This window comes from Billgrantia campisalis, assembly GCF_022341425.1.
Classification (GTDB): Bacteria; Pseudomonadota; Gammaproteobacteria; order Pseudomonadales; family Halomonadaceae; genus Halomonas; species Halomonas campisalis.
On record NZ_JABFUC010000005.1, the window covers coordinates 232,111 to 250,859 of the forward strand.

15 protein-coding genes are annotated in these 18,749 nt (G+C 69.0%); 10 read left to right on the top strand and 5 right to left on the bottom strand.

What is annotated here, in order from left to right:
* Positions 1–4 precede the first annotated feature (4 nt).
* Entirely contained in the window at positions 5–730 is a 726-nt protein-coding gene (locus HOP52_RS08275) for a 3'-5' exonuclease (protein ID WP_238976903.1), read from the top strand.
* Positions 731–911: 181 nt separating this feature from the next.
* Positions 912–3,005: a sensor domain-containing diguanylate cyclase gene (locus tag HOP52_RS08280; protein ID WP_238976904.1), complete on the top strand. Its 2,094-nt coding sequence runs from the start codon at positions 912–914 to the stop codon at positions 3,003–3,005.
* 35 nt (positions 3,006–3,040) lie between these two features.
* On the opposite strand, the gene HOP52_RS08285 is transcribed toward HOP52_RS08280, so the two are convergent.
* Positions 3,041–4,825 (bottom strand): putative bifunctional diguanylate cyclase/phosphodiesterase, encoded by a 1,785-nt coding sequence (locus tag HOP52_RS08285; protein WP_238976905.1) that lies wholly within the window; start codon positions 4,823–4,825, stop codon positions 3,041–3,043.
* 282 nt (positions 4,826–5,107) lie between these two features.
* Between HOP52_RS08285 and HOP52_RS08290 the strand changes: the two genes are divergently transcribed.
* Positions 5,108–7,015, top strand: a complete 1,908-nt coding sequence (locus HOP52_RS08290) for a putative bifunctional diguanylate cyclase/phosphodiesterase (protein WP_238976906.1) — start codon at positions 5,108–5,110, stop codon at positions 7,013–7,015.
* A gap of 95 nt (positions 7,016–7,110) precedes the next feature.
* On the opposite strand, the gene HOP52_RS08295 is transcribed toward HOP52_RS08290, so the two are convergent.
* Positions 7,111–8,766, bottom strand: a complete 1,656-nt coding sequence (locus HOP52_RS08295; RefSeq protein WP_238976907.1) for a BCCT family transporter — start codon at positions 8,764–8,766, stop codon at positions 7,111–7,113.
* A 53-nt stretch (positions 8,767–8,819) separates the two neighbouring features.
* On the bottom strand, positions 8,820–9,245 hold the full coding sequence (locus HOP52_RS08300; protein ID WP_238976908.1) for a universal stress protein: 426 nt from the start codon (positions 9,243–9,245) through the stop codon (positions 8,820–8,822).
* Positions 9,246–9,773: 528 nt separating this feature from the next.
* Here HOP52_RS08300 and HOP52_RS08305 point away from each other — a divergent pair.
* Positions 9,774–10,052 carry a hypothetical protein gene (locus tag HOP52_RS08305; RefSeq protein WP_238976909.1) on the top strand — a complete coding sequence of 93 codons (279 nt, stop codon included), beginning with the start codon at positions 9,774–9,776 and terminating at the stop codon, positions 10,050–10,052.
* A gap of 166 nt (positions 10,053–10,218) precedes the next feature.
* Here HOP52_RS08305 and HOP52_RS08310 read toward each other — a convergent pair whose 3' ends face one another.
* Together HOP52_RS08310 and HOP52_RS08315 are read right to left on the bottom strand one after the other, a co-directional pair.
* On the bottom strand, positions 10,219–11,370 hold the full coding sequence (locus HOP52_RS08310; RefSeq protein WP_238976910.1) for a PQQ-dependent sugar dehydrogenase: 1,152 nt from the start codon (positions 11,368–11,370) through the stop codon (positions 10,219–10,221).
* Between the two features lie 223 nt (positions 11,371–11,593).
* Entirely contained in the window at positions 11,594–12,469 is an 876-nt protein-coding gene (locus tag HOP52_RS08315) for an AEC family transporter (RefSeq protein WP_238976911.1), read from the bottom strand.
* A gap of 180 nt (positions 12,470–12,649) precedes the next feature.
* On the opposite strand from HOP52_RS08315, the gene HOP52_RS08320 reads away from it, so the two are divergent.
* The 6 genes from HOP52_RS08320 to HOP52_RS08345 all read left to right on the top strand — a co-directional run bounded on the left by HOP52_RS08320 (position 12,650) and on the right by HOP52_RS08345 (position 18,709).
* Complete coding sequence (locus tag HOP52_RS08320; protein WP_238976912.1) at positions 12,650–13,615, top strand: ABC transporter substrate-binding protein; 966 nt, start codon at positions 12,650–12,652, stop codon at positions 13,613–13,615.
* On the top strand, positions 13,615–14,643 hold the full coding sequence (locus HOP52_RS08325; protein ID WP_238976913.1) for a FecCD family ABC transporter permease: 1,029 nt from the start codon (positions 13,615–13,617) through the stop codon (positions 14,641–14,643). The genes HOP52_RS08320 and HOP52_RS08325 overlap by 1 nt, the downstream gene beginning before the upstream one ends.
* Before the next feature lie 12 nt (positions 14,644–14,655).
* The gene (locus HOP52_RS08330) at positions 14,656–15,774 is read left to right on the top strand and encodes a FecCD family ABC transporter permease (protein ID WP_238976914.1); all 1,119 of its coding nucleotides are present in this window, start codon (positions 14,656–14,658) and stop codon (positions 15,772–15,774) included.
* A complete protein-coding gene (locus HOP52_RS08335; protein ID WP_238976915.1) occupies positions 15,771–16,583 on the top strand; it encodes an ABC transporter ATP-binding protein in 813 nt (270 codons plus the stop codon). The genes HOP52_RS08330 and HOP52_RS08335 overlap by 4 nt, the downstream gene beginning before the upstream one ends.
* A gap of 88 nt (positions 16,584–16,671) precedes the next feature.
* The gene (locus tag HOP52_RS08340; RefSeq protein WP_238976916.1) at positions 16,672–18,492 is read left to right on the top strand and encodes an ABC transporter ATP-binding protein; all 1,821 of its coding nucleotides are present in this window, start codon (positions 16,672–16,674) and stop codon (positions 18,490–18,492) included.
* Positions 18,485–18,709 carry a hypothetical protein gene (locus tag HOP52_RS08345; RefSeq protein WP_238976917.1) on the top strand — a complete coding sequence of 75 codons (225 nt, stop codon included), beginning with the start codon at positions 18,485–18,487 and terminating at the stop codon, positions 18,707–18,709. The genes HOP52_RS08340 and HOP52_RS08345 overlap by 8 nt, the downstream gene beginning before the upstream one ends.
* Positions 18,710–18,749: the final 40 nt, after the last annotated feature.

The window sequence follows — 18,749 nt, forward strand, 5'->3', positions numbered from 1 at the left end:
GCCGATGCCTGCCCTGCGACTCTCTTCCAAGCGCTCAGTTCCCGATTGGCCGGGCTACCTGGCCCAGCGCGCCGCCAGCGTCTCCCACCCCCTGCTGGTGCGCTACTTCGCCGCCGGCTGCCCGGCGGCGGATACCCCCATCGGCGAGGCCCCGCTGGTGGCGCTGGACCTGGAAACCACCGGTATGGACGAGCGCCGCCATGCCATCGTCAGCGTCGGCCTGGTGCCCTTCACGCTGAGTCGCATTCGCCTCGCCGAACGCCGCTACTGGGTGGTGCGACCGTCCCGGCCGCTGTCCAATAAATCGGTGACCCTGCACCATATCACCCACTCGGAGGTGGCCGAGGCCCCGGATCTGGAGACGATCCTGCCCGAGCTGCTCGGGGCCCTGGCCGGACGGCTGGTGGTGGTCCATTTCCGGCATATCGAGCGTCCCTTCCTGGAGGCGGCGGTCAAGGTGCGGCTGGGCGAGGGCGTGCGCTTCCCGGTGATCGATACCATGTCGTTGGAGGCGCGTCGCCACCGGCTCTCGCTGTGGTCGCGCTTCCGGCGCTGGATGGGGCGGCCGCCGGTGTCGATCCGCCTGCATGACAGCCGGGTGCGCTACGGCCTGCCGGCCTATCAGGGGCACCATGCCCTGGTCGATGCCCTGGCAACGGCCGAGCTGCTGCAGGCGCAGATCGCCACCCACTACGCCCCCCAGACGCCGCTGGGAGAGCTGTGGAGCTGACCGGCGTGTCGTGCCGCGACGCCGTCAGCGCGAAGCGGCCCGGCGGCGAGGCTCCCATGACCGCTCTTTAGGAGGTAAGATTGTGCCGTACTGGCTTTTTTTCGACGCCCGGCCTAAGGCACGATAGGCGCGATTCGCCCCTTCTGCTCGCCCGTCGGCACGCGAGGTCCCGCTGACGCACATGACATCCTCCTCTCCCGATTCCGCAGGCCGTCCGGCCATTCGGACGATCGGCCGCATTCAGCCCTGCGGTTGGCTGCTGGTGCTCGATGCCGAGGCGTCGAGCGTGCTGCAGGCCAGCGCCAATCTGCCCGAGCTCACCGGACTGCCGATGAGCCAGGTGCTAAGGGCCCGGCCGGCGGAGCTGCTGGGTCGGCGCCTGGCGATTCGCCTGAAACAGGAGATCAAGGGGCGCTCGCGCCTGCCGGCGCCGCTGGCGATCACGCGGCGAGTCGGCGAGGGGTCGATGAAGGTCCAGGTCAATGCCCACCGTCGAGGCGACCGGGTCATCGTCGAGATCGAGCCGCTGGGCCCCATGGGGCAGCGGCGGCTGATGGCGCTGGTCAACGAATGGCTGAGACGCATCGGAGAGGCCGAGAGCCGCGACCGGCTGTTGGATACCCTGGTGGAGGGAGTGGCCCAGCTGACCGGCCATGACCGGGTGCTGGTATGCCGGTTCGATGCCGACTGGCACGGCAAGGTGGTGGCCGAGCATCGCCATGGGCCAGTCGCCTCGCTGCTCGGGCAGCATTTCCCCGCCAGTGACTTTCCGGCCCAGGCGCGCAGCCTGATCGAGCAGAACCCGGTGCGCAGCGTGCCCGATGTCCAGGCACGCCCGGTGGAGGTCTTGGCCTACCAGGAGAACAGCGGCGCCATGAGGGACGACCTGGCGGCATGCGTGCTGCGGGCGCCTTCGCCGGAGCAGGTGAGCTATCAGGAGCATCTCGGGGTCGGGGCGATGCTGTCGATTCCCATCCAGAGCCAGCAGGAGCTGTGGGGGCTGCTGATCGGCCACGCCATGGCCCCGGTGCCGCTGGCCCCGGCGATCCGGGAAGCCGCCCGCGCCCTGGTGCAGATGGCCGCCCAGCGGCTGTTTCTGCTGCGCGCCCGCCAGGAGGCCCGCTACCTACAGCGGGTGCAGGACAGCCGCGACTTGCTCACCCGGGCCCGTCGGCGGCTGCCGAGTCCCGAGTCGCTGGTACAGCGCCACGGCGCCGAGTGGCTGGCGCTGTTTCGCGCCCAGGGCGTTACCCTGGTACATCACGGGCAGCTGGTCAGCTTCGGCCAGGTGCCGTCTCTGGAGGCGCTGGACACGCTGGTGTCACGCCTGGAAGCGCAGCATACCCATGAGGGGCCCTGGTATACCGCCAATGCCGAAATGCAGGCGATGACACAGGGGCTGGCGCTGGACGGGATCTGCGGGGTGCTGGCGATTCCGCTGCGACTCAACACCCAGCGCCGCGACTGGCTGTTGCTGTTTCGTCCCGAGCAGGTCGAGACCCTCTACTGGGCGGTTCCCGGCGCCGCGGCGGGGGATCGATCCGGGTCCGCCCCCGCGCAGCCCCTGCCGGGTCGACACTCCGCCTGGCGCGAGGAGGTCAGCGGCCGCAGTATCGCCTGGGAGCGGATCGAGCGCCTGGCGGCCATGGACCTCGGCGAGGATCTGGCGCTGGCCGCCTCCGTCCACGAGATCGAGCGGCTCAATGCGCGCCTGCATCAGGAGCAGCAGGCGCTGGCCGATGCCAACCGCCGGCTCGAACAGCTGGCCCACTTCGATTCGCTGACCGGAGTGTGGAATCGCTACCGGATCGAGCAGGCCATCGACGTCGAGCTGGCCGCTGCCGAGCGCTACGGGCGATCCTTCGCCCTGCTGCTGTTCGATGCCGACCACTTCAAGCGCATCAACGACCGCTTCGGCCATGAGATGGGGGATCGGGTGCTGCGCGAGCTGGCGCGGCGGGTCGGGCAGTCGCTGCGCGGCTGCGACCACCTGGGGCGCTGGGGCGGCGAGGAGTTCGTGGTGTTGGCCACCGAAACCGACCGCGAGGCCGCTGTCGGCCTCGGCGAGCGGCTGCGGCGGCTGATCGCCGAGGTGGCGGTCGAGGGGCTGCCGCTGTCGATCACCGCCAGCATCGGGGTGGCCTTGTGGCAGCCGGGGGATAGCCGCAAGACGCTGGTGAAGCGCGCCGATCAGGCCATGTACCGGGCCAAGACCCTGGGGCGCGATCGGGTCTGCCTGGAGGATGGCGGCGCGGATGCGTCACCGGTGACGTGAGTCCAGCCCCGGCCGACTTGGCCCACCGTGCCGGCTTACAGCCAGTGGGCGGCGAAGCTGTCGGCGTCCACCGGCCGGCCGAAGTAGAAACCCTGCACGCCGCTGCAGCCCAGCGCCTTGAGCGCCTCGGCCTGGTCGTGGGTCTCGACGCCCTCGGCGACGGTCCGCATGCCCAGGGTCTGGGCCATGGCGATGATGGTGGCGACGATGGCGCGGTCGTGGCTGCTCTCGAGCATGTCCTGCACGAAGGACATGTCGATCTTCAGGGTGTCGGCGGCGAAGCGCTTGAGGTAGGTCAGCGACGAGTAGCCGGTGCCGAAGTCATCGATCGCCATGCCGAAGCCGGCGGCGCGGAGGGCGCGGGTAATGCTGACGGTTTGATCCGGGTTGCGCATCAGCCCGCTCTCGGTCAGCTCCAGGCCGATGCGCCCGGGAGCCACCCGCGCGGTCAGGCGCTGGACATGCTCGGCCAGCTGGGGATCGTCCATCTGCTGAGCCGAGACGTTGACGCATAGCCGCCCCGGGAACGCCTTGCCCTGGGCCTCCCAGCGCTCCAGCTGGCGGCAGGCGGCGTCCAGCACCCAGTCGCCGAGCCGGCCAATCAGCCCCTGCTCCTCGGCCAGGGGAATGAAATCGCCGGGGCTCACCCAGCCCAGGGTGTCGTCCTGCCAGCGGCACAGGGCCTCGGCGCCGATCAACTTGCCGCTTACCAGGCAGAACTGGGGCTGGAAGTGCAGCGACAGCCCATTGCGGGCGAGGGCGTCGATGAAGCGCACCTGGAGGACTTCGCGTTGGTACAGCTCATCGGCCATGCTGGGGCTGAAGAAGCGCGTGCGATCACCGCTGCGTTTGGCATGATTGAGCGCGATGCTGGCATGCTGGAACAGCGACTGGGCATCCTCGGCATCGCTGGGAAACAGCGCCGCACCGGCGCTGGCGGCAATCGCAAAGCGACGCTCGGCGATCGGGATCGGCGGTGAAAGGCTGCGTCGATAGCGCTCGATGGCGCCGGCCATGGCGGCTGGGTCGGTGTCCATCAGCAGCACCATGAACTCGTCTCCCCCGAGGCGGGCGACGAACTCGCCGGGGGCCGTGACGGCGCCGAAGCGCGCGGCGATCGCGGCCAGCAGGCGGTCGCCCAGCGCATGGCCCTGGGTATCGTTGATCTGCCGGAAGCGCTGCAGATCGAGATAGACCAGGCCCAGGGCGCTGCCCTGCCGGCTGGCGCGGTCGAAGCTGTCGTTGAGCCGCTCCATGAAGTGGCGGCGGTTGGGCAGCCCGGTCACGCTGTCCCAGAAGGCCAGCTGTTCGATGCGGTGATGGCTGCTGCGCCTTTCCCGCTCCGCCGCCTGGCGGGCCAGCTCGGCCCCGGCCTGGGCGGCGGCGATGCGCAACACCTCCGGGGCATAGTCGGCCAGCGCCAGCGGTTGGCTGTCGAGGATCGCCATCAGCCCCAACAGCTGGCCGTCCGGCGCCTTGATCGGCACCCCCATGTAGCTGGTCACCCCCATCTCCCGCAGCAGCGGGTCGTCGGGAAAGCGCGCGCAGACGTTATCCGGGTAGTGGCAGGCTTGGTCATCCAACACATGGGCGCAGGGGGTGCCCGCCAGCGGGTAGGTCACCGCGGGCTGCAGTTGTCCCTGCGACCAGCCGGCCACGGTGCGCAGCGTCTCACCGTCGGGCAGCAGCTCGGCGATCAGCGCATGCTCCGCCTCGAAGATGGCGGCAAGGCGCTCGACCAGCAGATCGAACACCCGGGGGGTGCCGGTGCTGCCCAAGCTGTCGGCCAGCAGGCGAAAGGCGTCTTCGGGGGCCATCATTGGCGACGGGCGGCTCCTGTTGCAGGCCGGTTAGAACGGTAAGCGTATCAGCAAAATATGCCCGAAGCGGCATCGGGTTGCCAGTGTCGCGTGGCCGGCGTTCGCCCATCGCCACCCAGTATCGCGGCGGTTTGACCCCGGACAATGCAGAAGTTGGCGTGAAACGGCATAGTAATGCACCTGTATCAGGGCGTTGACTGCGTCAGCATCTGCCATGCGAATGGCAGCTATACTACGACAACGAAAAAGATAACGATAAAGATCACGACATAGGGAGATGCCATGGCGCGACGCTGGGCGGCGCTGAGGTCTGCCGGGCGCCACCTGGGCCCGCTGGTGGTGGCTCTGCTGCTGGCGCTGGCGAGCTGGCAGCAGCAGGTCTGGCCGCTTGTGGCCGCTGCTACCCTGCTGGGGCTGCTGGTCCTGGCGCTGGTGGTTCATCAGTGGGCGCTGTGGCGCGCCGGGCAGCGGCACGACGTGCCCCGATCCGCCCTCGAGGAGGCCAACCAGGGGATTGCCGCCATGGCCTTCGAGACCCACCTGGGCATGATCATCACCGATGCCCAGGGTGCCATCCTCAAGGTGAATCGCACCTTCACCGCCATCACCGGCTATACCCAGGAGGAGGTGGTCGGCAGGAATCCGCGAATGTGGAGTTCCGGCAAGCATGATGCGCGCTTCTATCAGCGCATGTGGCAGACCGTCCACGACACCGGCAGCTGGCAGGGCGAGATCTGGAACCGGCGCAAGGATGGCGAGTTGTACCTTCAATGGTTGACCATCAGCGCGGTCAAAAGCGAGCGCGGCGAGGTGACCCACTTCGTCGCGACCCTGACCGATATCACCCAGCGCCGACACACCGAAGAGCAGGTGTATCAGCTGGCCTTCTACGACCCCCTCACCGGTCTGCCCAATCGCCGCCTGCTGCTCGACCGCCTCAAGTCCGCGCTCAAGGCGAGCCATCGCAGCGCCCAGTTCGGCGCGCTGATGTTCATCGATCTGGACAACTTCAAGGTGATCAACGACACCCAGGGCCATCAGCAGGGCGATGAGCTGCTGTGCCAGGTTGCCCGCCGGCTGACCTCGGTGCTGCGCGAGACCGATACCGTGGCGCGGCTGGGAGGCGACGAGTTCGTGGTGATGCTCACCGACCTGGGCGAGGCGTCGCTGAAGGCGGCCCAGGTCGCGGAACGGGTCGCAGAGAAGCTGCTGGCCGCCCTCGAGGAGTCCCACAAGGTGGGGGAGCAGCGTTTTACGGTGAGCGGCAGCCTGGGCATCACCCTGTTCACCGATCACGGCAGTCGCGCCGATGAGATCATGCAGCAGGCCGACCTGGCCATGTACCAGGCCAAGGCCGCCGGGCGCAATACGTTGCGCTTCTACGACCCCGAGATGCAGGCCGTCGTGATCGAGCGGGCCACCCTGGAGGCCGATCTGCGCCAGGTCATCGAGCGCGAGGAATTGAGCCTGCACTACCAGCCTCAGGTGGACAGCGAAGGGGGAATCGTCGGCGTGGAGGCGCTGCTGCGCTGGGAGCACCCCTCCCGCGGCCAGGTCTCCCCCGGGGTCTTCATTCCCCTGGCCGAGGAGACGCGCATGATACTGCCCATCGGCCGTTGGGTGCTCCATGAGGCCTGTCGGCAGCTGGTCGCCTGGCAGGGCGACCCGCACAAGCGTCGGCTCCGGGTGGCGGTAAACGTCAGCGTGCAGCAGTTCTCGGCGGTGGACTTCGTCGATCAAGTGGAGCGCATCCTGGCCGAAACCGGTGCACCGGCCGAGCAGCTGGAGCTCGAGGTCACCGAGTCGCTGCTGATGCATGACCCGGAGGAGACCCGCGACAAGATATTGCGTTTGCGCCAGCGCGGCATCGGCTTCGCCCTGGATGACTTCGGCACCGGCTACTCGTCGCTGGCCTACCTGCGCCGACTGCCCCTCGATCGGCTCAAGATCGACAAGTCGTTCATCCGCGATGTGCACCAGGACCCCACCAATGCCGCCATCGTCGAGGCGATCATCACCCTGAGCAACACCCTGTCGCTGGCTATCCTGGCCGAAGGCGTCGAGACCGAGGCCGAGCGCCAGTGGCTGGAGGCCCACGACTGCCGGTTCTATCAAGGATTTCTGTATGGCCGGCCGGCGCCTGTGTCGACCCTGGCCCTGGATCGGCTGCCGGGCACCGCCTTACGCTAGCCTTAAGGGGCATCAGGGGCTTTGAGATGAACGCAAAAGGCGGCCCGCGGGCCGCCTCGTCAGTCTTGCGTTTAGGTCTTGTGGGGGCGTTGTGGCTATACCGCCCTGGGCTCGCTCATCAGCCCCTTGACGATGGCGTAGCAGGCCACCAGCAGCACCAGGGTGAAGGGTAGGCCGGTGGTGATCACCGCCGTCTGCAGGGCCGCCAGGCCGCCGCCCAGCAGCAGGGCGATGGCGATGGCCCCTTCGATGATCGCCCAGAAGAGGCGCTGTGGCTTGGGCGCATCGACCTTGCCGCCGGCGGTGATGGAGTCGATCACCAGCGAACCGGAGTCCGAGGAGGTGATGAAGAACACCATCACCAGCACGATGGCGATGAAGGAGGTGATCTCGGTCAGCGGCAGGCCCCCCAGCATGATGAACAGGGCATCGGCATCCCCTTCGAAAGTGCCGGCCAGGAACTGCTGGATGCCGGCGGTACCGAAAGAGGTCATCCAAAGCACCGACACCAGCGACGGAACCAGCAGCACGGCGATTAGGAACTCGCGCACGGTGCGCCCGCGCGAGACCCGGGCAATGAACATACCGACGAACGGTGACCAGGAGATCCACCACGCCCAGTAGAAGGCGGTCCAGCCCTGGCTGAAGTTGGCATCCTCACGGCCGAAGGGATTGGAGAGGCCGGGCAGATTGACGAGGTAGGACATCAGGTTCTGGAAGAAGCCGGTGGCGATCATCAGCGTCGGGCCGACGATGATCACGAACAGCAGCAGCAGGAAGGCCAGCCCCATGTTGAGCTTGGAGAGCTGCTGCACGCCCTTGTCGACGCCCAGAAAGATCGAGCCCATGGCGACCACGGTGATACCCATGATCAGCAGCACCATGGTGGTGTTGGTGTCGGGAATGCCGAACAGGTCATTGAGGCCGCTGGTGGCCTGCTGGGCGCCGAGCCCCAGCGAAGTGGCCAGGCCGAACAGGGTAGCGAATACCGCCAGGATATCGATCACATGGCCCGGCCAGCCCCAGACGCGCTCCCCCAGGACGGGGTAGAAGATCGAGCGCATGGTGAGCGGCAGGCCCTTGTTGAAGGAGAACAGCGCCAGCGCCAGCGCCACCACGGCGTAGATTGCCCAGGGATGCAGGCCCCAGTGGAAGATGGTGGCGGCCATGCCCAGCGCAATTGCCGCTTGTTCGTTACCCTCGGCAGCGCCCAGCGGCGACCAGTCCGTCCGTGCGCCGTTCTCGGTGGCGATGCCGCCCAGGGCCGACTGGAAGTGGTCCATGGGCTCGGAGACGCCAAAGTACATCAGGCCGATGCCCATCCCCGCGGCAAAAAGCATCGAGAACCAGCCCAGATAGCTGAAGTCCGGCTTGGCCTCGGCCCCCCCGATGCGCACCTTCCCCAGGGGCGTGAAGATCAGCACGATGGAGAGAATCACGAAGATATTGGCCGCCAGCAGGAAGAACCAGGCCATGTTGACCGTCAGGAAGCTGAAGCCGACGTTGAAGATCGGTTCGATCTGATCCTGCAGCGCCAGGGCGATGACCACGAAGAACAGGATCACTATCGACGAGATCGTGAAGACCTTGCCGTGCAGGTCGAGGTTGATCCCCATGGGGCTAGCGGTGATGTTGTCCTGGCCGATCACGTAGTCGGTATCGATCAGGTCGGCGGCCCCTTCCGGGGCCGGTATCCCTTCCGAGGATTTGTTGGCCTCAGGGTTATTGTCGTCGTGAGGATGCTTGTCCACTTGACGTTCTCCCTTTGCTTGACGTCTGAATTATTGGCGTGTGGCGATAGGGCTCAGTCTGGCTTGGGTCTGACCAGGAACACCGAGACATCGGTATGGGTGGCGATCTTGCCACCGTGGGAAGACATGATGACGTCCAGGTGCTTCGGCGGATGGGTCGGCATCACCACCAGATCGGCGCCCACGTCCTTGATGGCCTGGATCAGCAGGTCGTCCAGATTGGCCACCGGGTCCGCGCTGTGCACGGTCTGCGCGCTGACCGGTTGACCATGCACCTGGGCTCGCTGCTGGGCAAAGGCCTCCAACTTCTTCTGAAACTCCTCCGGGGTACGGGCCACGCTGCTGGGGGTGCTGGAGGTCACGCCGACATAGCAGACCTCGGCATCATAGTGGCGGGCCAGGTCGGCGACCGCCGCCAGGGAGGGCTCGATGACCTCGATATGCGCCAGGTCGATCGGCACCATGATTTTGCTGAACATACTCGACTCCTCTTTTCGCTGTGCAGCGACCAGCGTCTTGCTCTAGGGGCGCGCAGTAACCTGTACGCCTTCATCCTTGAGTGTGGCGATTTTGTCGAACTCTTCCAGTGGAGGCCTCGGCCCGCTGTCAACGGATGCCCTTGAGCATGGCCCGGCAGCTGTCGCCGATCACCGACGCCGATTGTACATGATGAAACACTTTGATTCCGAATGGGTTTAAACGCCTGTTCATAGCCTGTCGGTGCCACTGACGCTGGCCGCTGCTGGCGTGCCGATGCCCGTCGCCGGCGCCCGTCGACTAGGGGCAACACCCGGCAGGCGGTGCAAGGGGGCAGGCAGGAGTCAGTGTGACACCCCTGTCCCATGTGTCAGTTTTCACCAACGCCCGGTGGCGGGGTAGGGGATGCTCGGGCAAGGCGGAGTTTTTTCAACTGGCTGATGTTAAGTGTATTTTATGATTATTTGGCATGATTGGCATGCCGGCTGCAACGTCCTGAGTGAACATGACTGACTCAGGGAGACCGCCAGATGACTCGTGACAAACACTCTCGATTTTCCCGCAGCGGGCGCCTCGCGGCACTGGCCTCCATCGCGGCCCTGGCACTGGGTACGCTGGCGCTCGCCGGCTGTGGCAACGATGACGAACTGCCGCCGATGGAGGCGCCGGCACCGATGGAAGAGCCGGCTCAGGATCCGGGCATGGGGCAGGACCCCGCCGATGACCCCGGCATGGGGCAGGATCCCGGGATGGAACGGGACCCCGGCATGGGTGAGCAGGAGCCCATGATGGAGGATGAGGAGTATTGACGCCAACCGCTGCCCGGCCGGGCAGCGGCTCAGGGCAAGCCGCCCTGCGCATTTCGTCGCGAAATTCGACGCAGAAGCAAGTTGAAGTAAGGAGGTACATTCCTGCCGCTGCCGGCCTGACGCTGCTCGTCGCCGTGCTGGCGGATGCCCGGCGGCGCCGATGAGGTCAGTCGGCGGGGACCAGGCGGTAGAGGCTGCCCGGCGCATCGTCGTTGAGCAGGTAGAGGGCGCCGTCGTGGCCCTGACGAACGTCGCGCACGCGCCCGATATGGCCGTCGAGGATCACTTCGTGGTCGGCCAGCTCGCCCTCCGCCAGGGTCAGGCGCATGAGCCGCTCGCTGCGCAGGCCGCCGGCCAGCAGGTCGCCCTGCCAGTCGGGGAAGGCGTCGGCGGTGACCTCGGTCAGCCCGGAGGGGGCCAGGGTGCCGTCGAAGACGTGGACGGGGTCGCGCATGCCGGGCAAGGAGTCGGCGCCGATGGGCTCGCCGGTGGCGTAGTCGCGGCCAAGGCTGACCTCCGGCCAGCCGTAGTTCTCGCCGGCCTGGAGGTGGTTGAGCTCGTCGCCGCCCCGGGGGCCGTGCTCGGTGGCCCAGGCCTCGCCGTGGCGATTGACGATCATGCCCTGGATATTGCGGTTGCCGGCGGTGAAGAGCTCATCGAGGACCTCGGGCTCGTCGAGGAAGGGGTTGTCATCGGGCACGCCGCCGGTCTCGGTGAGGCGCAGCACGCTGCCGGCATGGTCGCCCTTGTCCTGGGCGCGCGGCGGCTCGCTGCCGCGGTCGCCGATGCTCATCAGCAGGGTACCGTCGGGCAGCCAGGCCAGGCGCGAACCGTAGTGGCGCCCGGGGCCGGAGAAGCGGTCCTGAACGAAGAGCTCTTCCACCTCTTCCAGGGCGCCGTCTCCCAGGCGGCCGCGTGACAGCGCCGTCGCGGTGCCGCCGCCGTCGGCCTTGCTCCAGGTGAAGTAGATCCAGTCGTGCTCGCCGTCGCCGGTGCCGTAGTCGGGGTGGAGCACCACGTCGAGCAGCCCGCCCTGGCCGCGGGCGTTGACCTCGGGCACGCCCTCGAGGTGGCGGACATCGCCCGCCTCGTCGATCAGCGTCAGGCGTCCGGGGCGCTCGCTGACCAGGAAGCGGCCGTCGGGCAACTGGGCCACCGCCCAGGGGTGGGCCAGGCCGGTGGCCAGGCGCTCCAGGCGCAGGTCCAGGTGCTCGGTGGCGATACGCTCATACACCACCTCGGCCGCCTGGGCGCTGCCGACGACCAGCGCCGTACCCAGCAGCAGGGTGGTGGGTAGCAGTTTGCGTGTGGTGTGCATCCCGTTCTCCCGTTGGTGGCTCTCCCTACAACAGCATAGTGACTCCCGGTGCCCACGGGTGTTCCGGGGCCGGTCGACTTGGGAATCGCTGAACAAATCGCCGAGCGAGATGAAGCGCAAGGCGCACGGAGCACAGGAACCGGAGCATATGGGGTATATGTGAGGATTCCGCGCACCGCGCAACGCAGCGATTCGCTCGTGTAGGCATTTGTGCAGTGTTTCCCTACATCAGGATCGCCAGCAGGATGGGCAGATAGAGCAGCGACAGCAGCGTGGAGCAGAACACCAGGCTGGCTACGTATTCCGGCTCGCGTCCGGCGCGCTGGGCGAACAGGTAGTTGAACACCGCCACCGGCATGCTCATCTGCAGCACCAGGATACTCAGGGCCAGCGGGGGCAGCCCCAGCAGGGTGCCGATGCCCCAGGCCGCCAGCGCGGCGATGGGAATGCGCAGCAGGCTGAAGCCGATGCCCGACTTGAGGCTCTTGACCTGGATGCTGGCCAGCGAGACGCCCAGGGTGATCAGCATCAGCGGCACCGTAAAGCCGGAGATCAGATCGACGCTGTTGTCGAGCCACAGCGGCAGCTCGGTGTCGGTGAGCAGCAGCGCCAGGGCGATCAGGATGGCGTAGACGACCGGGGTCCGGGCCAACTCCCGCAGCGGGTTGCCCCGGCTGGCCATCACCGTGCCCACCGTGAACTGGAACAGCGACACCGTGACCATCACCGTGATGCCAAAGACGAAGCCGGCGCTGCCGAAGGCGTAGAGCACCACCGGCAGGCCCATGTTGCCGGTATTGGGATACATCATGGGGGCCAGCAGCACGCGCCAGTCGCGTCCCAGCAGCCGCGCCACCGCCGCCGTGGCCGCGGCCATGGCGATCATCACCAGGGCGGTGGCCAGCATGGTGCGCCCGAAGCTGCCGGCGTCGATCTCGGCGCCGGAGAGCGAGGCCAGGACCAGCGCCGGGGTGCCAATATTGAAGACCAGCCGGGTAACGAACTCCACCGGATAGGGGTAGCCCAGACGAATCCAGGTAAAGCCGAGACCGGCGCCGGCCAGTACCGGCGCCATCACGGCAAAGAGTTCGGCGAGCATCGGCGCTCCTTGGCGGGATGGACAAGCGCCGCATTGTCACGAAGGCAGGCGTCGCCATGCAAGTTCGGCAGGCGTTGCAAATGGTCGAACGCCGTGTTCCGGCGGGGTGAGCTGCACGACGTTCCGATAATAATTACTATTAGCGATCGCGATTCACTTGCCGATGCAGGAGCCAGCCCCATGTTCAGCGCCTCTCATATCGTTCGCCGATGGACCCGCCGGCGAGCGCTGACCCTGTTCGCCGCGGCGCTGTGCCTCGTCCTGTCGAGCACCGCCGAGGCGCGCACCCTCGACACCGCCCACGGCGAGGTCGAGGTGCCCGAGTCTCCCGAGCGAATCGTCACCCTCTACGAGGGCGCCCTGGATGCGGCGCTGGCGGCCGGGATCGTGCCGGTGGGGGCGGTGACCACCCGCGGCGGCGACGGCGTGGCCGGCTATATCGAGGCGCATCTCGACGCCCTGTCGCCAGACGCGCGCCCGGCCATCGTTGGCGTGGTGCGCGAGCTCAACCTCGAGGCGGTGCTGGCCCAGCGCCCCGACCTGATCCTGGCCGCGCCGCAGCTCAGCGCCGAGCAGTACGCCCTGCTGTCGCGCATCGCCCCCACGGTGGTGCCGGCGACCCGCCCGCTTGCCGCCGATAACTGGCAGGCCGAGGCGCGCCTCTACGGCGAGGCATTGGGCCGGGCCGCTGAGGTCGAGGCGGCCATCGCCGAGCTGGCGACCCGCAGCGCCGCCCTGGCCGAGGCGCTGGCGGCGGCCGGGGTGAACGGCTCCGCCAACCTGATTCGCTGGATGCCCCAGGGGCCCATGGTGATGTCCGCGCAGCTGTTCGCGTCGGGACTGATCGAGGCGGCGGGGCTCGAGATCGGCGATGCCGGCCTGGTCCGCGAGGGCGGCTCGCACAGCGACCCCCTGAGCCTGGAGAACCTCTCGCGGCTCGACGGCGACTGGCTGTTTCTGGCCACCCTCAACGCGGAGGGGCAGGAGGCGCTGGATGCGGCGCGCACCTCCCCGGCCTTCGCGCGGCTACCCGCGGTGCAAGCCGAGCGAGTGGTGCCGGTGGACGGCCAGCTGTGGACCAGCGCCAACGGGCCATTGGCCGCCCAGGCGATCCTCGACCACCTCGAAGCGGCCCTGCTGCCCTGATGGCGGGCCTCGCCATCGGCCGCGCCGGACCCCGCGGCCGGCCCGGCCTTGCGCGGATCGCGCTGGCGCTAGGTGGCCTGCTGCTGCTCGCCGCGCTGGCCAGCCTGCTGCTGGGCGCCGGCGAGGTCGGCCCCGCCCGGGCGCTGGCGGTGCTGCTGGGTGGCGGCGACGAGGAGGCGCGCTTCGTGGTGGGCGCGCTGCGCGGCCCGCGCACCCTGATCGGCATCGTGGTGGGGGTGGCGCTGGGCGTGGCCGGGGCGCTGCTGCAGGCGGTATCGCGCAATCCCCTGGCCGAGCCGGGGCTACTCGGCGTCAGCGCCGGAGCGGCCTTTGCCGTGGCCCTGGCGCTGTGGCTGGGCGCCAGTGCCGCCACCCTGCGCATTGCCGTGGGCCAGCTCGGCGCCCTGGTCGGCTGCGCCTGCGTGCTCAGCGTGGTGCGCCTGCGCGGCCTGGGCGGCGACCCGGTGCGCCTGATCCTGGCCGGGGCGACCTTCACGGCGCTACTCGGCTCGCTCACCTCGCTGCTGCTGCTGTTCGATCAGCGCAGCGCCGACGAAATCCGCTTCTGGGTGATCGGCAGCCTTGCCGGCCGGCGCCTGGAGGACCTGCTGGCGGTGCTGCCGAGCCTCGCCGTGGCGCTGGGCCTGACCCTGTGGATGGCGCGGCCGCTGGCGGCCCTGGCGCTGGGCGAGCGGGTGGCTGCGGGCCTCGGCCATCGCCCGGGCCGGGTGCGGCTCGTCGTCGTGCTGGTGGTGGCGCTGCTGGTCGGTGCCGCCACCGCCATCGCCGGTCCCATCGCCTTCGTCGGCCTGGTGGTGCCCTTCGCCGCCCGCGCCCTGGCCGGGCCGGACATCCGCCGCACCCTGTGGCTCTGCATGCCGCTGGGCCCGCTGATGGTGCTGGGGGCCGACGTGACGTCCCGGCTGCTGGTGGCACCCTCCGAGCTGCCGCTGGGCGTGCTCACCGCCCTGCTGGGCGCGCCGGTGCTGGTGGCCGTGGTGCGCGCCCGGCGGCTGCCGACGCTCTAGCCGGGAGGCCCCATGCTCGAACGACCCCTGACCAGCCGCGACGCGATCGGTCGCCAACCTCAGCGTTTCGCGGCGGATGCAACACGCCAGCCCGGCGCGCCGTCCGGCTACTGGCGGCTCGCCCATGGCGAGGTCAGCCTGCTGGTGGAGCGCCGCGCCCTGGCCGCCAACCTGCTGCTGCTCGTGCTGCTGCTGGCCGCCTCGGCTGCCTACCTGATGCTCGGCAGCATCCCGGTCGGCGCCGGGGAGCTGGCGCGGGCGCTGGCCGGCAACGGCGAGGTGGTCAGCGCCTTCGTGGTGCTGGAGCTGCGTCTGCCGCGGCTGGTCGCCGCCTGGCTCACCGGCGCGGCCTTCGCCGTGGCGGGCTGCCTGATGCAGACCCTGGCCCGCAACCGCCTGGCCACGCCGGGCATCATCGGCATCGACAACGGCGCCACCGCCTTCGCCGTGGCCTCCGTGGTGGGCCTGGGGGTGTCGCTGGCGCCGCCGGCCATGGCCCTGGCCGGGGCGGCCACCGCGGCGGCCATCACCTTTGGCCTGGCCAGCGGCGGCGATACCCGCGGCTATCGCTTCATCGTCGCCGGCATCGGCATCGGCGCGGTGTTCGGCGCCATTACGCAGCTGCTGCTGGCCCGGGTGGGCATCGACACCGCCAACGCCGCCTATCCCTGGACGGTGGGCACCCTCAATGCGCGTCCGGGCGGGGCGGTGATGGCGCTGGCGGCGGGTCTCGCCCTGGGGCTGCCGCTGGCGTTGGCGCTGTCGCGCCCGCTCACGCTGATGCGTTTCTCCGACGCCGTGGCCAGCGGGCTCGGGGTGATGCTGCGCCGCCGTCGCGCCCAGGTGCTGGCGCTGTCGGTGTTGTTGACGGCGCTGGCCGTGGCGGTGGCCGGGCCGGTGGGCATGGTGGGGCTGATCGGCCCCGAGATCGCCCGCTGGCTCGGCTCCTCCCGGGGCGTGCCGCTGGTGGCCTCGGCCCTGGCCGGGGCCCTGGTGATGGTGCTGGCCGACCTGGTGGGACGGCTGCTGCTGGCCCCCATCGAGCTGCCGGTGGGCATCGTCACCGCCGTGGTCGGCGGGCCCTGGCTGCTGTGGATCCTGCTGCGACCCGATTCGAGGAGCTCGAGATGAATGCACCGACCCTGCCCATCCATCGCCTGGAGGCCGAGGCGCTGCGCCTGGCTCACGGCCGCACCCCGGTGATCGAGGGCCTGGATCTCGCCCTGCCGCCGGGCCAGGTCACCGCCATCGTCGGCCCCAACGGCTGCGGCAAGTCGACCCTGCTGGCCGGGCTCGCACGGCTGCACGCCCCCGGGGGCGGCGCGGTGCTGCTCGACGGCGAGGATATCCAGCGCCTGCCGGCCCGCCAGCTGGCTCGGCGCCTGGCGCTGCTGCCCCAGGAGGCCACGGCGCCGGAGGGCCTGACCGTTCACGACCTGATCCGCTTTGGCCGCCAGCCCCACCAGGGCTGGCTGCGGCAGTGGTCCGCCGAGGACCAGCGGGTAGTGGAGGAGGCGCTGGCCGCGGCGGGGCTCGAGGCCCTGGCCGAGCGCCCCCTGGAGGCGCTCTCCGGCGGCCAGCGCCAGCGCGCCTGGATCGCCATGACCATCGCCCAGCAGACCCCGCTGGTGCTGCTCGACGAGCCCACCTCGGCGCTGGACCTCGGCCACCAGCTCGAGGTGTTCGAGCTGGTGCGCCGCCTGGCCGGCGCCGGGCGCACCCTGGCGCTGGTGCTCCACGACCTGGCCAGCGCCTGCCGCTACGCCGACCACCTGGTGGCCATGCGCGATGGGCGCATCGTCGCCCAGGGGGCACCGGCCGAGGTGGTCACCGAGGCGCTGGTGCGCGAGCTCTACGGCGTGGCCTGCACCCTGATCCACGACCCCGCCAGCGGTACGCCGATTCTGACCGACCTGCGCCGGCTCCCCGCCTCCCGCTAGCGTCGGTTTTAGCAGCATGGGTCGTCGGCATTGGCCGTGGGCCTGTGCCCTCGGCTATGCTTCGCGGGCTAATGACAAGGAACCGCCGATGACCACGACCGCCTCACCCAACAGCTTCCAGGCGCTGGTGCGCCTGCTGCGCTATGCCCGCGGCTACCGGCGGCGCATCGTCGCCGCCACCAGCTGCTCGATCGTCAACAAGATCTTCGATATCGCCCCGGAGATCCTGATCGGCGTGGCCATCGACGTGGTGGTCAACCAGGAGCGCAGCTTCGTCGCGCGGCTGGGCTTCACCACCCCCCAGGAGCAGATCTTCGTCCTGGCGATCCTGACCTTCTTTATCTGGGCCGGCGAGTCGATCTTCGAGTACCTCTACAAGATCCTGTGGCGCAACCTGGCCCAGCGCCTCCAGGCCGACATGCGCCTGGACACCTACGAGCACGCCCAGCGCCTGGACATGGCCTACTTCGAGTCGAAGAGCTCGGGGCAGCTGGTGGCCACCATGAACGACGACGTCAACCAGCTGGAGCGCTTCCTGGACGGCGGCGCCAACTCGCTGATCCAGGTCGGCGTCACGGTGGTGGCGGTGGGGGCGGTGTTCTTCGTGATCTCGCCGCTGATCGCGCTGCTCGCCTTCACGCCGATTCCGCTGATCATCTGGGGCGCCTTCTTCTTCCAGCGCAAGGCGGGGCCGCTTTACGCCGACGTGCGCGAGAAGGTGGGTGACCTGGCCAGCCGGCTCTCCAACAACCTGGCCGGCATCGCCACCATCAAGAGCTTCACCAGCGAGGCCCGGGAGGCCGAGCGGCTGCGGGAGGTGAGCGAGGCCTACGTGGCGGCCAACCGCCGGGCGATTCGGGTCAGCTCCGCCTTTATCCCGGTGATTCGCATGGCGATCCTGGCCGGTTTTTTGGCCACCTTCACCGTGGGCGGCATGCTAGCGCTGCGCGGCGACCTCAACGTGGGCGCCTACGGCGTGCTGGTGTTTCTCACTCAGCGGCTGCTCTGGCCGCTGACGGGTCTCGCCGAGGTGATCGACCTCTTCGAGCGCGCCATGGCCAGCACCCGGCGCATCCTCGACCTGCTGGCGGTGCCGATCACCGTGCGCGACAACCATGACACACCGCTGACAGAGCCGCTGCGAGGCGAGGTGGACTTCGAGGGGGTGAGCTTTCGCTATGCGGCAAGCGACGTGGGGGTGGAGAACGTCAGCCTGCACGTGCCCGCCGGCCATACCCTGGCCCTGGTGGGCGCCACCGGCTCCGGCAAGTCGACCCTGATCAAGCTGCTGCTGCGCTTCTACGACCCCAGCGCCGGGGGGATTCGCATTGACGGCCAGCCCATCGACGCCGTGAGCCTCGCCTCCCTGCGTGGCGCCATCGGCCTGGTCAGCCAGGACGTCTACCTGTTCGAGGGCAGCGTGCGCGACAATATCGCCTACGGCCGCCCCGAGGCCAGTGAGGCCGAGGTGGTCGAGGCGGCGAAGACCGCGGAAGCCTGGGAGTTCATCCAGGTGCTGCCCCAGGGGCTCGACACCCCGGTGGGCGAGCGCGGCGTGCGCCTCTCCGGCGGCCAGCGCCAGCGGTTGTCCCTGGCGCGGGCGCTGCTCAAGGACCCGCCCATCCTGGTGCTGGATGAAGCCACCAGCGCCGTGGACAACGAGACCGAGGCCGCCATCCAACGCTCGCTGCGCCGCATCGGCCACGGCCGCACCGTGATCATGATCGCCCACCGCCTCTCTACCATCGTCCACGCCGACGAGATCGTGGTCATCGAGGGCGGCCGGGTCACGGAGCGGGGCACCCACGACAGCCTGCTCGTGGCTAACGGCCGCTACGCCGCCCAGTGGCGGGTGCAGACCGGGGCGCTCGCCGCCGACGCCGGACTGGGCGCGCTGCCGAGTGCGTGAGTCGCTGGAGCGCCACCAAGTCTGGATCTACCGGGTGGCGATTGTGGGCGGCCTGGGGCTGGGCCTCTCCCGGCCCGCAGGTGCCGAGGCCCTGGAGGGTGCGCTGTGGCCGCTGCTCGCGGTCTTGCTCTTCGCCACGTTCACCCAGGTGCCGCTGAATCGGCACTCCCTGGCCTTCCTGCGCTGGGTGCCCAGCCGGCTGATCCCCGACCGTTAGATCGGAGGTGCCTGCGAGGGAGAACGCCGCACGGCCATGC

Coding starts and splice junctions, on each gene's coding strand:
- HOP52_RS08285 (WP_238976905.1), bottom strand. CDS start 4,825: ATGATGGCCCCCGAAGACGCCTTTCGCCTGCTGGCCGACAGCTTGGGC.
- HOP52_RS08305 (WP_238976909.1), top strand. CDS start 9,774: ATGACTCGTGACAAACACTCTCGATTTTCCCGCAGCGGGCGCCTCGCG.
- HOP52_RS08315 (WP_238976911.1), bottom strand. CDS start 12,469: ATGCTCGCCGAACTCTTTGCCGTGATGGCGCCGGTACTGGCCGGCGCC.
- HOP52_RS08280 (WP_238976904.1), top strand. CDS start 912: ATGACATCCTCCTCTCCCGATTCCGCAGGCCGTCCGGCCATTCGGACG.
- HOP52_RS08300 (WP_238976908.1), bottom strand. CDS start 9,245: ATGTTCAGCAAAATCATGGTGCCGATCGACCTGGCGCATATCGAGGTC.
- HOP52_RS08325 (WP_238976913.1), top strand. CDS start 13,615: ATGGCGGGCCTCGCCATCGGCCGCGCCGGACCCCGCGGCCGGCCCGGC.
- HOP52_RS08275 (WP_238976903.1), top strand. CDS start 5: ATGCCTGCCCTGCGACTCTCTTCCAAGCGCTCAGTTCCCGATTGGCCG.
- HOP52_RS08320 (WP_238976912.1), top strand. CDS start 12,650: ATGTTCAGCGCCTCTCATATCGTTCGCCGATGGACCCGCCGGCGAGCG.
- HOP52_RS08335 (WP_238976915.1), top strand. CDS start 15,771: ATGAATGCACCGACCCTGCCCATCCATCGCCTGGAGGCCGAGGCGCTG.
- HOP52_RS08310 (WP_238976910.1), bottom strand. CDS start 11,370: ATGCACACCACACGCAAACTGCTACCCACCACCCTGCTGCTGGGTACG.
- HOP52_RS08340 (WP_238976916.1), top strand. CDS start 16,672: ATGACCACGACCGCCTCACCCAACAGCTTCCAGGCGCTGGTGCGCCTG.
- HOP52_RS08290 (WP_238976906.1), top strand. CDS start 5,108: ATGGCGCGACGCTGGGCGGCGCTGAGGTCTGCCGGGCGCCACCTGGGC.
- HOP52_RS08330 (WP_238976914.1), top strand. CDS start 14,656: ATGCTCGAACGACCCCTGACCAGCCGCGACGCGATCGGTCGCCAACCT.